Origin of the sequence: Serratia sp. 4542, assembly GCF_016805595.1 — a bacterium.
In the GTDB taxonomy this organism is placed as follows: Bacteria; Pseudomonadota; Gammaproteobacteria; order Enterobacterales; family Enterobacteriaceae; genus Serratia; species Serratia nevei.
The window spans coordinates 112,751-124,615 of sequence record NZ_RXKV01000002.1 but is presented as its reverse complement, the minus strand read 5'-3'; the positions used below and the strand labels follow the sequence as shown (position 1 = coordinate 124,615).

Below are 11,865 nucleotides of genomic sequence, written 5' to 3'. Positions count from 1 at the left end.
GCTTATGAAAACCTTGAAAAACTGGACGTTGGCGGCGCAGCATGCCGACCACGTTGAGCTGCTGGTCGATGAACGCCACCGTTTCTGCCTGTACGTGCTGGAAAACGATCTGTTCCGCGTGTTGATCAAACGTGAGGGCGGGCTGGCGCTGGATCGCACCTGGAGCATCGCGCCGCAGGAGGATGTGCCCTGGGAGGGGCGCGATCGGCTCAGCGTCGACGGCTTCAGCCTGCCGGGCTATCAGCTTCGCCAGGAGGGCGATAGGCTGGTGGTCAGCACGCCGCGGCTGCGCGTGACGGTGCATCAACCGCTGTGGTTGGCGTGGGAGTATTGCAATGCCGCCGGCGAGTGGCGGCCGCTGGCGGCGGATCGGCCAACCAGCGCCTACCTGCTCAATGCACACGGCGACGGCGTGGCGCACTACCAGCGGCGTTTCGCCGATGAGCGCTATTACGGCCTGGGGGAGAAAGCCGGCGATCTGGAACGCACCGGCCGCCGCTTCGAGATGCGCAATCTGGACGCCATGGGCTACAACGCCGCCAGCACCGATCCGCTGTACAAACACATTCCGTTTACCATCACCCGCGGGCCGGAGGCGAGCTTCGGCCTGTTTTACGATAACCTGAGCAGCTGCTGGCTGGATCTGGGCAACGAGATCGACAACTACCACGCGGCCTATCGCCGCTATCAGGCCGAAGCGGGCGATCTGGATTACTACCTGTTCCTCGGGCCGAAGGTAGTGGACGTCACCAAGGCCTTCGTGCGCCTGACCGGCCGCACCCACTTCGGGCCGAAGTGGAGCCTGGGCTACAGCGGCTCGACCATGCACTACACCGACGCGCCGGATGCCCAGCAGCAGCTGCAGCAGTTCATTGTGCTGTGCCGTCAACACGCCATTCCCTGCGACTCTTTCCAGCTGTCGTCGGGCTACACCTCGATCAACAACAAGCGCTACGTGTTCAACTGGAATTACGACAAGGTGCCGCAGCCCAGGCAGTTGAGCCAGGCGTTTCACGACGCCGGTCTCAGGCTGGCGGCCAACATCAAGCCGTGCCTGCTGCAGGATCACCCGCAGTATCAGGCGGTGGCGCAGCAGGGGCTGTTTATCCGCGATTCGCAAAGCGACGCGCCCGAGCGCTCCAGCTTCTGGGACGATGAGGGATCGCACCTCGACTTCACCAACCCGGCGGCGGTGCGCTGGTGGCAGCAGGGCGTCACGCAGCAGCTGCTGGAGATGGGCATCGATTCGACCTGGAACGACAACAACGAATACGAAGTGTGGGACGGTGAAGCGCGCTGCCACGGCTTCGGGCGGCCGATCGCCATCAAGCACATCCGCCCGGTGATGCCGCTGCTGATGATGCGCGCCTCGATGGAGGCCCAGCAGCGCTTCGCGCCGCAGAAGCGGCCGTACCTGATCTCGCGCTCCGGCTGCGCCGGCATGCAGCGCTACGTGCAGACCTGGAGCGGCGACAACCGCACCAGCTGGCAGACGCTGCGCTACAACATCCGCATGGGGCTGGGCATGAGCCTGTCCGGGCTGTATAACCTCGGCCACGACGTCGGCGGCTTCTCCGGCGACAAGCCGGACGCGGAGCTGCTGGTGCGCTGGGTGCAAAACGGCGTGATGCATCCGCGTTTCACTATCCACTCCTGGAACGACGACGCCACGGTCAACGAGCCCTGGATGTACCCGGCCGCCACCCCGGCGGTGCGCGAGGCGATCAACCTGCGTTACCGGCTGCTGCCGTATTTCTACACCCTGCTATGGCAGGCCTGCGCCGACGACGAGCCGATGCTGCGCCCGACCTTCCTCGATCATGAACAGGATGCGCGCACCTTCGACGAGAACGACGATTTTCTGATCGGCCGCGATCTGCTGGTGGCCAGCGTGGTGGAGCCGGGGCAGCGCCGGCGTTCGGTGTATCTGCCGGACAACGGCGAAGGCTGGTACTGCTTCTACAGCGGCCAGTGGTTCGGCGGCGGCCAAACGGTAACGCTGGCGGCGCCGCTGGAGCGTCTGCCGCTGCTGGTGCGCGCCGGGGCGGCGTTGCCGCTGTCGCAGCGGTTGGCGCATGTGGACGTGGCCGCCGACGATCGGCGCGAGCTGTGGCTGTTTCCGCTCAAGGGCTGCGGTGCAAGTAGTGGGTTGTTGTTTGAGGACGACGGTGAAAGCGAAGGCTGGCGGCAGGGCGATGCGCTGTGGCTGCGCTGGGAAATGCGCTGCGACAATCAGCGCATCATGCTGGATATCACGACGGAAGGGCGTTTCCGCCCGGCCTGGCGCACGTTGGCGCTCAGCCTGCCGGAAGGCGAGACGCGCGCGCTGTGGGTAAACGGCGAACCGGGCGAGCGTTTTACGCTGGAGTAGGGGTTACTCGGCCGCGCGTTTCTTGCGCGGCTTCTTGGCGACGGTGATGGTTTTCACCTCGCTTTCCACCCAGCCATCCTGCAGGCGGGTTTTCAGCAGTTCGCCGACCTGCGCCTGCTTGGTGGTTTTCAGCAGCTCGCCGCGCGGGGTTTGCGTCACGCTGTAGCCGCGCGCCAGCGTCGCCAGCGGGCTGACGGTTTCCAGTTGGCTGCAGGCCACGCCGAAGCGCTGGCGGTAGGCGTTGAGCTGCCGCTCCATCGCCTGCTGCAGGCGGTATTCCTGCTGCTGTACGCGCTGTTGGTAGCGGTGAATGCGGCCCTGCGGCTGCACCTGCGCCAGCCGCTGCTGGGCGCGTTCGCTGCGGCGGGCGGCCAGGCGCAGCTGTTGCTGCATGCCGTCTTCCATCCGGCGCTGCAGCTTGAACAGCAGCGTCTGCTGGCGTGCCAGGCGCAGATGTGGATGCTGCTGCTGTAAACGGTGGTGAATGCGGGTGAACTGCTGCTGGCGCTGCGCCAGGTAGTAATCCATCGCCATCTCCAGCCGCTGCTGCTGCGACTGCAGCTGGCGCAACAGCTCAAGCTGATTGCGGCTGACCAGTTCGGCGGCGGCGGAAGGGGTCGGCGCGCGCAGATCGGCGACGAAGTCGGCGATGGTGACGTCGGTTTCATGGCCGACGGCGCTGACGATCGGAATGCGGCTGGCGAAGATCGCCCGCGCCACGCGTTCGTCGTTGAAGCTCCACAGATCCTCCAACGAACCGCCGCCGCGGCCGACGATCAGCACGTCGCATTCGTCGCGGCGGTTGGCGGTCTCGATGGCGCGCACGATCTGCATCGGCGCTTCCGCGCCCTGCACCGAGGTGGGGTAGATGACGATCGGCAGTGACGGATCGCGCCGCTGCAATACCTGCAGAATATCGTGCAGCGCCGCGCCGCTGGCGGAGGTGATCACCCCGACGCGTTTGGCCGGGGCGGGCAGCGGCTGCTTGAATTGCTGATCGAACAGCCCTTCGGCGCTCAGGCGCTGTTTCAACTGCTCGAACTGTTGCTGCAGCAGGCCGTCGCCGGCGGGCTGCATGCTCTCGGCGATCAGTTGGTAGTCGCCGCGCGGTTCATACAGCGTGATGCTGGCGCGCACCAGGACCTGCTGGCCGTTTTGCGGCCGGAAGGTGACGCGGCGGTTGCTGTTGCGGAACATCGCGCAGCGCACCTGGGCGCGGTCGTCTTTCAGCGTGAAATACCAGTGGCCGGAGGCGGGCTGGGAGAGGTTGGAGATCTCGGCGGAGAGCCAAATCTGCCCCATTTCCATTTCCAGCAGTTGGCGAACCGTCTGATTGAGGCGGCTTACGGTAAAAATGGAAGGCGAAACAGGTAGCGACATGTGACCCAGATCAAATTTCAAAACAATCACTTAATTGGTCGATACTACATGGCTGAAAAAGGTAATCAAGACTTTTTGCAAGAAAGTGCTGGAGGCAACCGATTCCGCTCTGTATAATGCCGCGGCAATATTTTATCTTTTTCACAGCCCACCCTGGTGAGATATTGCCCATGCTACGTATCGCTAAAGAAGCTCTGACGTTTGACGACGTCCTCCTGGTTCCAGCCCACTCCACGGTTCTGCCTAACACCGCAGAGCTCGGCACTCAACTGACCAAAACCATCCGCCTGAACATCCCTATGCTGTCCGCAGCCATGGATACCGTTACCGAATCCGGCCTGGCCATCGCGCTGGCGCAGGAAGGCGGCCTGGGCTTCATCCACAAAAACATGTCTATCGAGCGCCAGGCTGAAGAAGTCAGCCGCGTGAAGAAGCATGAAAGCGGCGTAGTCACCGACCCGCAGACCGTTACCCCGGCCACCACGCTGCAGGAAGTGAAAGAGCTGACCGCGCGCAACGGCTTCGCCGGTTACCCGGTCGTGACCGAAGACAACGAGCTGGTCGGCATCATCACCGGCCGCGACGTGCGCTTCGTGACCGATCTGACCCAGCCGGTCACCGCGGTCATGACGCCGAAAGATCGCCTGGTCACCGTGAAAGAAGGTGAAGCGCGCGACGTGGTGCTGCAGAAGATGCACGAAAAGCGCGTAGAAAAAGCGCTGGTGGTGGATGACAGCTTCCACCTGCTGGGCATGATCACCGTTAAAGACTTCCAGAAAGCGGAACGCAAACCGAACGCCTGTAAAGACGAGCATGGCCGTCTGCGCGTAGGCGCGGCGGTCGGCGCCGGCGCCGGCAACGAAGAGCGCGTTGACGCGCTGGTGGCGGCAGGCGTTGACGTCCTGCTGATCGATTCCTCGCACGGCCACTCCGAAGGCGTGCTGCAGCGCATCCGCGAAACCCGCGCCAAATACCCGGATCTGCAGATCGTCGGCGGCAACGTCGCGACCGCTGCGGGCGCCAAAGCGCTGGCTGAAGCCGGCGTGAGCGCGGTGAAAGTGGGTATCGGCCCAGGCTCCATCTGCACCACCCGCATCGTGACCGGCGTGGGCGTACCGCAGATCACCGCCATCGCCGACGCGGTGGAAGCGCTGGAAGGCACCGGCATCCCGGTTATCGCCGACGGCGGCATCCGCTTCTCCGGCGACATCGCCAAAGCGATCGCTGCGGGCGCATCCTGCGTGATGGTCGGCTCCATGCTGGCGGGCACCGAAGAATCCCCGGGCGAAATCGAGCTGTATCAGGGCCGTTCGTTCAAATCTTACCGTGGCATGGGCTCGCTGGGCGCGATGTCCAAAGGCTCCTCCGACCGTTACTTCCAGACCGATAACGCCGCCGACAAACTGGTGCCGGAAGGTATCGAAGGCCGCGTGGCCTATAAAGGCATGCTGAAAGCCATCGTGCACCAGCAGATGGGCGGCCTGCGCTCCTGCATGGGCCTGACCGGCTGCGCCACCATCGACGATCTGCGCACCAAGGCGGAGTTCGTGCGCATCAGCGGCGCCGGCATTCAGGAAAGCCACGTGCACGACGTGACCATCACCAAAGAGTCGCCGAACTACCGCATGGGCTAATGCCTTAACCTCTCCTGAGTGAGAGGCCGGGGTGGGGCGTTAAGCCCCATCCCGAAACACACATTTTCGCTCTTTTTCTCTTGTTGCTGGAATTCGCCTCACATGACACAAAATATCCATAAGCATCGCATCCTGATACTGGACTTCGGTTCGCAATACACCCAACTGGTCGCCCGCCGCGTGCGCGAAATCGGCGTTTACTGCGAACTGTGGGCCTGGGACGTTAGCGAAGAGCAGATCCGCGAATTCAACCCAAGCGGCATTATCCTGTCCGGCGGCCCGGAAAGCACCACCGAAGCCGGCAGCCCGCGCGCCCCGGACTACGTGTTCAACGCCGGCGTGCCGGTGCTGGGCGTGTGCTACGGCATGCAGACCATGGCGATGCAGCTGGGTGGCCATGTGCAGGGCTCCAACGAACGCGAGTTCGGCTACGCGCAGGTGGAAATCGTCAAAGAGAGCGCGCTGCTGCGCGACATCGAAGACGCCATCAGCCCGGCCGGCAAACCGCTGCTGGACGTGTGGATGAGCCACGGCGACAAAGTGACCGCGATCCCGTCCGACTTCGTGACCATCGCCAGCACCGATACCTGTCCGTTCGCCATTATGGCCAACGAAGAAAAACGCTTCTACGGCGTGCAGTTCCACCCGGAAGTGACCCACACCCGCCAGGGCCAACGCATGCTGGAGCGTTTCGTACTGGACATCTGCCAGTGTGAAGCCCTGTGGACCCCGGCCACCATCATCGAAGATGCGGTTGAGCGTATCCGTGAGCAGGTGGGTGAAGACCACGTGATCCTCGGCCTGTCCGGCGGCGTCGACTCCTCCGTGACCGCGATGCTGCTGCACCGCGCCATCGGCAAACGCCTGACCTGCGTATTCGTCGACAACGGTCTGCTGCGCCTGAACGAAGCCAAGCAGGTGATGGAAATGTTCGGCGACCACTTCGGCCTGAACATCGTGCACGTCGAGGCGGAAAACCGCTTCCTGACCGCGCTGGCGGGCGTGGACGAGCCGGAAGCCAAGCGTAAAATCATCGGCCGCGTGTTCGTTGAAGTGTTCGACGAAGAAGCCTGCAAGCAAGAGCAGGTGAAATGGCTGGCACAGGGCACCATCTACCCGGACGTGATCGAATCCGCCGCTTCCGCCACCGGCAAAGCGCACGTGATCAAGTCGCACCACAACGTGGGCGGCCTGCCGAAAGAGATGAAGCTGGGCCTGGTCGAGCCGCTGAAAGAGCTGTTCAAAGACGAAGTGCGCAAGATCGGCCTGGAGCTGGGCCTGCCGTACGACATGCTGTTCCGTCACCCGTTCCCGGGCCCGGGTCTGGGCGTGCGCGTGCTGGGCGAAGTGAAGAAAGAGTACTGCGATCTGCTGCGCCGCGCCGACGCCATCTTCATCGAAGAGCTGCACAAAGCCGACCTGTACAACAAAGTCAGCCAGGCGTTCACCGTGTTCCTGCCGGTGCGTTCGGTCGGCGTGATGGGCGACGGCCGCAAATACGACTGGGTGGTCTCCCTGCGTGCGGTAGAAACCATCGACTTCATGACCGCGCACTGGGCGCACCTGCCGTATGACTTCCTCGGCCGCGTCTCCAACCGCATCATCAACGAAGTGGACGGCATCTCCCGCGTGGTGTACGACATCAGCGGCAAGCCACCGGCGACGATTGAGTGGGAGTGATTTAACACTTCCTGCAGCCTGTTCGTAACTAGGCCGTAGTGACTAAGACCCTCTGTTTTTACAGGGGGTTTTTCTTTATTTGGCCATATCTTTTCCGCCATGCTTCCAGCCTTGGGTAAAGCCGAACATTGTTTGTGGTCGAAATATGGCCTATGTTCAGACCTTGGTATGATTGATAGCGACTGGGATACGATGAAAGTAGAGACCATCAACTACGTTATAGAATCCTATGAGCAGCAGAAGCGAGAGAACGCCATTGCTCTGCTGAAATTACTGATGCTGTCAGCGAAGGATAAAGCGGAAGGGCGTGTGTTCTCGAAGGAACAGCTGTTGGATGGGCTTTAAGCATTACAGTGCTCAACATTAAGGGATTGCATTGGAACAGCAGGTGGCCTTTGAGCACACGCGTACCGTAAGGCACTGTATTGACTCCATTGTCACACCATCAGGACATCCAGCAGCTGCTGTTTAAGCGATTCATCATGCCCTGATAGCCCGATGGCTGCCTAACCCTCGTTTACCTGCAAGTGAAAGACTTTGGGGATCGCATCACCCGTCCTGCTCATCATACTTGCGCTGGCACTCCTGAATCGCCTCAATATTCCCTAACGTCCAGTCGAACAGTATCGAGAACGGCCCCTGCAGGGATTTGCCGAGCGGCGTCAGCGAATACTCGACGCCAAGCACTCGCCCATCCAAGACTTTGCGATGCACCATGCCGTTGCGTTCCAGTTTGCGCAGGGTCTGGGTCAGCACGCGTTGCGTGACGCCATCCAGACGGCGCTTGATGGCGTTGAAACGCTGCGGCTCGCGCAGCACTTCCAGCACCATCATGGACCATTTATCGGCAATCTGATCGAGCACGATGCGGCTTGGGCAGTCGGCGCGGTAAACAACATCGGTCTTATCCATCGGTATCCTCCTGCATCCCTGGGATGCTTAAGGTGCGTAATTGACGCCAGGTATGCAAAGTATACCATTCGAAACAGGGCGCGAATAACCCGCACTTGTACCCCAGGTAAAAGGACATTGAGATGACAGATACAGATTTCAGCAAACTCAGGCTGTCTCATGTGCACGGCGTGATGACGATCGCTATCGATAACCCACCGGTAAACGTGCTTGATGTGGCGCTGATGTCGGAAATCAGCCGTTTATTGCTCGCGGTGCGTGACGATCCGGATACGCGCGTGTTGGTGTTCCAGAGCGCGAACCCAGAGTTTTTCATTGCTCACGTCGACATGACCTTGATCGATGAGCCGCACGCTTTCGACGAACTGGCGAGCAACGCGCCGGAGGGGCTTAATCCGTTCCAGGCGTTTGGCGAACTGCTGCGCAGCCAGCCGCAGGTCACTCTCGTTAAGCTGGCTGGGCTGGCGCGCGGCGGCGGCGCCGAGTTTGTGGCTGCGGCCGATATGGCTTTCGCGGCACGGGAAACGGCGGGACTGGCCCAGTGCGAGGCCTTGATGGGCATTACGCCCGGCGGTGGCGCGACGCAGTATCTGACGAGCCGAATGACGCGCGGCCGCGCTCTGGAGGCGATCTTGGGTGCCGATCTCATCGATGCCGCTACCGCAGAGCGTTATGGCTGGATTAACCGCGCCTTGCCTGCCGCCGAGCTTGATGATTTCGTCGATCGGTTAGCGCGCAACATCGCGGCATTGCCAGAGGGCGTGATTGCGGCGGCCAAACAGGCGATGCCTGCGCCGGATCTGCAGGCCGGTTTTTATCGCGAGCACGACGCCTGGGCGGGATTGTTCGCACGCCCGGCCGCGGAGCGGTTGATTCGCGGCGGGCTGAAGGCCGGTGCGCAAACCCCGGAGGGGGAGCGTAACCTTGAAGGCCTGCTGCGTCATCTGGCCCGCTAAGATGCCGCCCCCCACTGCGTCAGCAGCGCATGCAGCCTGGCCGGCTCCAGCGGTTTGCGCAGCACCAGATAGCCTTCCTGCTCGGCCTCTTGCAATATCTGCGAGTTGAACTCGCCGCTGACCATCGCGCCGCTCACGTCCGGCAGGCGTTCGAACAGCGCTTTCAGGATGTCGAAACCGCTCTCGCCGGAACGCAGGCGCTGGTCGCACAGCACGGCGAACGGCGTAAAACCGTCGTCGACAATGGCGAAGGCTTCCTCGGCGGAGGCCGCGCAGCGCACGGTGATGCCCCAGGTGCTCATCAGGCTCTCCCAGGCGGAGGTCACCAAGGGATCGTCGTCCACCACCAGGCAGGCGCCGCGCAGCGGCGCATAGCGGATGGGCGTGGCGGTGTTGTCGTAGGCGGCCGCGGTTTCCGGCGCTTTATCTTCGCCGATGTATTGCGTGAAGCGCATCCAGAAGCGCGAACCTTTGCCTTCGACGGAGTGCATGCCGTACTTCACCTTCATCAGCTTGGCGCAGCGCGCCACCACCGCCAGCCCCAGCCCGTGGCCGGCGCTGTCGATTTTCCACGCCAGTTCGGGGCGGTAGTAAGGGGAGAAGATTTTGCTTTTCTCTTCGTCGGCGATGCCCACGCCGGTGTCCCACACTTCCACCAGGCACTCGGCGCCGCGCGGGCGGATGGCGATCAGCACGCCGCCCTGTTGCGTGTAGCGCAGGGCGTTTTGGATCAGGTTAATCAGCGATTGCCGCACCAGCAGCGGATCGCCCATCACGCTGATGCGCCGTTTGGGCCGCCAGGTGCGCAGCGCCAGGGCGCGGCTGTTGGCCTCTTCGCGGAACAGGGTGATCACCGAGTCGAGCAGGGCGCCGATATCCACATGGGTGGCGGCGGTGCGCACGTTGCCGGATTCGATCTTGCTGAGATCGAGCAATGAATTGAACATCAAATGCACCGAACGCACGCTCTGCTGCAGATCCAGCAGCTGCGGCGTCAGGCTGTCGTCGCGGTTTTTGTGGATGATGGCTTCGATCAGAAAGCCCATGGCGTGCACCGGCTGGCGCAGATCGTGGCTGGCGGTGGTCAGGAACTGGTTCTTGTCCAGCAGCGCCTGTTCCGCCTCCTCTTTAGCCTGGCGGAACTGCTCCGCCAGGCGCGAGCTTTGTTCCTCGAGCAGCGCCTGCTGGATAAAGAACGCATGCGAGGTTAACGCGTGGCGGTAAATGGCGAAGCCGTACAGCAAGTTCAGCATCAGCACGATGAACATCACGTCTTCCAGCCGGCAGATGATGCCGAGGTTCAGCAGCCCCCAGGAAGCGAAGAAAAAGCGGGTAAAGGTGCTGATAACCGGCGTCAGATGCGTTGCGTTGGCGGCGACGATCGCGGCGATGCTGATATTGAGCAGCAGAAAAAAGTCAAAGTTATGGGTCTGCGGCGTAATTAAATAGAGTGATGAGATCCCCAACCCGTGAATAAACGCCACCTTATTAATGCGCGGCAGCCAGCGGCGCAGCACGGCGTCTTCATCATTTTCTTTGGCCTCATGCAGGTAGCGGCGGTGCCATATTCGGATCGCCACGGCGCATAGCAGGTAAACGATGATCCAGGTAATGGTTGGGCCGAGTTCATCACCCAGCAAATAAATCCAGATGGCGAACGGGATGCCGACGAAAGGCACGGCGGTGAAACTGAATACCAGCCGCATGAAGGTGTTGTCCAGCAGGCGGATCTGCGCGCGTGGGGAGATACCATCATTTTGTAAATTCTGGAAAAACCTCATGACGACGGATCCCGTTTGCCGTGCAACAGCGTGATGGCTTCCACCCGGCTGTTGACGCCGATCTTTTTCAATATATTGCTGATATGTTCTTTGACGGTAGGTTCGGAAATAGAGAGCTGCGTCGCGATTCTTTTATTTGGCAGGCCGCGCAACATCATGGTTAATACGTCGATTTGCCTCGGCGTTAAATTGAATTTATTTAAATGTTCGCGGCTGCTTTTAATAGCAAGTTCATTTCCATCTGGGAACCACTCCTGATTATTGTTTAGCGCAAAAACCGCCCTGGCGAATAATTCAGGTGGCTCGTTTTTTAATACGAATCCGTGCCCGCCGGCATTGTGCACTTTCTGCCAGATATCGTTATTCTCGTCGCCGCTGACCACTAAAATCCGTACCTGCGGATAACGTTGTTTTACTTCTTTGAGTAATTTCAACGCTGTACCGGAAGAGAGCCAAAAATCAATCACCAGTAAACGCGGCGGGCCATTTTCCCTAATATGACGGTAGCAATTCTCTTCATTGGTCACCACATGCGCCTGTTTGAATCGGCAATGCGTGCTGAGAAAATTAGCGATGCCGCTTGCTACCAATGGATGGTCATCAACGACCAACGCATAATCCTGCCCCAAAGGATTCTCCTTTCGCCTTCACAGTTCAGATAAGTCTGATGAATTATTATCAACCCTCCCTACTTTAGGAGGGTTTTTTCGTTTAGGAAAGGGAAATATATTATTCGAGGATTTGGATAAGAGAAAACATAAAGCCAATCGATAATTTTAACTGATTGGTTATAAAGGATAATTTATGAAGAAACCACTTATCGCTTTAACCGCGACGATGATGATAGCCGGTTGTTCCACCCTGAAAACCGATCAGGCCATTCCACTGCTGCAGGCGGAAACCGCCAAAATGCTGGGCCTGGGCTCATCGGACGAAATTACCGTGACCAACGTCAATGGCGCGCAGCCGGATGCGCTGGGCGGCCAAAAACTTTCATATCGCGCCACCACGGAAAAGGGCCGTATTTTCGATTGCTCGTCGCTGATGATGCCGGGAATTTTAGGTTCGTCGCCGTCGCTGAGCGCGCCGACCTGTACGCCGGTGGTCACGCATAAATAATTCGCTTTGGGGGCGGTATTGCCGCTTCCTGG

At 60.5% G+C, this 11,865-nt stretch carries 9 protein-coding genes and 1 pseudogene; 6 read left to right on the top strand and 4 right to left on the bottom strand.

Annotation, left to right across the window (positions count from 1 at the left end):
- The first annotated feature begins 4 nt into the window (after positions 1-4).
- Positions 5-2,371, top strand: a complete 2,367-nt coding sequence (locus EKL15_RS01660) for a TIM-barrel domain-containing protein (protein ID WP_100396644.1) — start codon at positions 5-7, stop codon at positions 2,369-2,371.
- A gap of 3 nt (positions 2,372-2,374) precedes the next feature.
- On the opposite strand, the gene xseA is transcribed toward EKL15_RS01660, so the two are convergent.
- Positions 2,375-3,751 carry an exodeoxyribonuclease VII large subunit gene (gene xseA / locus EKL15_RS01655; RefSeq protein WP_055312720.1) on the bottom strand — a complete coding sequence of 459 codons (1,377 nt, stop codon included), beginning with the start codon at positions 3,749-3,751 and terminating at the stop codon, positions 2,375-2,377.
- A gap of 170 nt (positions 3,752-3,921) precedes the next feature.
- Between xseA and guaB the strand changes: the two genes are divergently transcribed.
- From guaB to EKL15_RS01640, 3 genes and pseudogenes are all read left to right on the top strand, one after another.
- Positions 3,922-5,385, top strand: coding sequence for an IMP dehydrogenase (guaB, locus tag EKL15_RS01650; protein ID WP_004941460.1), 1,464 nt, complete (start codon positions 3,922-3,924; stop codon positions 5,383-5,385).
- Positions 5,386-5,487: 102 nt separating this feature from the next.
- Entirely contained in the window at positions 5,488-7,065 is a 1,578-nt protein-coding gene (guaA, locus tag EKL15_RS01645; protein ID WP_025303899.1) for a glutamine-hydrolyzing GMP synthase, read from the top strand.
- 213 nt (positions 7,066-7,278) lie between these two features.
- Positions 7,279-7,410 (top strand): annotated as a pseudogene (locus tag EKL15_RS01640) (type II toxin-antitoxin system Phd/YefM family antitoxin); the annotation flags it as partial.
- A 204-nt stretch (positions 7,411-7,614) separates the two neighbouring features.
- Here EKL15_RS01640 and EKL15_RS01635 read toward each other — a convergent pair.
- On the bottom strand, positions 7,615-7,977 hold the full coding sequence (locus EKL15_RS01635) for a helix-turn-helix domain-containing protein (protein ID WP_060388328.1): 363 nt from the start codon (positions 7,975-7,977) through the stop codon (positions 7,615-7,617).
- 122 nt (positions 7,978-8,099) lie between these two features.
- Here EKL15_RS01635 and EKL15_RS01630 point away from each other — a divergent pair, with 122 nt between their 5' ends.
- Positions 8,100-8,933 carry an enoyl-CoA hydratase/isomerase family protein gene (locus EKL15_RS01630; RefSeq protein WP_100396683.1) on the top strand — a complete coding sequence of 278 codons (834 nt, stop codon included), beginning with the start codon at positions 8,100-8,102 and terminating at the stop codon, positions 8,931-8,933.
- On the opposite strand, the gene EKL15_RS01625 is transcribed toward EKL15_RS01630, so the two are convergent.
- Both EKL15_RS01625 and EKL15_RS01620 read right to left on the bottom strand, forming a co-directional pair.
- Positions 8,930-10,714 (bottom strand): hybrid sensor histidine kinase/response regulator, encoded by a 1,785-nt coding sequence (locus EKL15_RS01625; protein ID WP_100396684.1) that lies wholly within the window; start codon positions 10,712-10,714, stop codon positions 8,930-8,932. The two genes, EKL15_RS01630 and EKL15_RS01625, sit on opposite strands and share 4 nt — an antisense overlap.
- On the bottom strand, positions 10,711-11,343 hold the full coding sequence (locus tag EKL15_RS01620; protein WP_100396685.1) for a response regulator transcription factor: 633 nt from the start codon (positions 11,341-11,343) through the stop codon (positions 10,711-10,713). The genes EKL15_RS01625 and EKL15_RS01620 overlap by 4 nt, the downstream gene beginning before the upstream one ends.
- A gap of 175 nt (positions 11,344-11,518) precedes the next feature.
- Between EKL15_RS01620 and EKL15_RS01615 the strand changes: the two genes are divergently transcribed.
- Positions 11,519-11,833 (top strand): hypothetical protein, encoded by a 315-nt coding sequence (locus EKL15_RS01615; RefSeq protein WP_049197946.1) that lies wholly within the window; start codon positions 11,519-11,521, stop codon positions 11,831-11,833.
- Positions 11,834-11,865 lie beyond the last annotated feature (32 nt).

What these genes read in the sequence shown, in the direction of transcription:
- EKL15_RS01660 (WP_100396644.1), top strand. Translation starts at nt 5, where the DNA reads ATGAAAACCTTGAAAAACTGGACGTTGGCGGCGCAGCATGCCGACCAC.
- xseA (WP_055312720.1), bottom strand. Translation starts at nt 3,751, where the DNA reads ATGTCGCTACCTGTTTCGCCTTCCATTTTTACCGTAAGCCGCCTCAAT.
- guaB (WP_004941460.1), top strand. Translation starts at nt 3,922, where the DNA reads ATGCTACGTATCGCTAAAGAAGCTCTGACGTTTGACGACGTCCTCCTG.
- guaA (WP_025303899.1), top strand. Translation starts at nt 5,488, where the DNA reads ATGACACAAAATATCCATAAGCATCGCATCCTGATACTGGACTTCGGT.
- EKL15_RS01635 (WP_060388328.1), bottom strand. Translation starts at nt 7,977, where the DNA reads ATGGATAAGACCGATGTTGTTTACCGCGCCGACTGCCCAAGCCGCATC.
- EKL15_RS01630 (WP_100396683.1), top strand. Translation starts at nt 8,100, where the DNA reads ATGACAGATACAGATTTCAGCAAACTCAGGCTGTCTCATGTGCACGGC.
- EKL15_RS01625 (WP_100396684.1), bottom strand. Translation starts at nt 10,714, where the DNA reads ATGAGGTTTTTCCAGAATTTACAAAATGATGGTATCTCCCCACGCGCG.
- EKL15_RS01615 (WP_049197946.1), top strand. Translation starts at nt 11,519, where the DNA reads ATGAAGAAACCACTTATCGCTTTAACCGCGACGATGATGATAGCCGGT.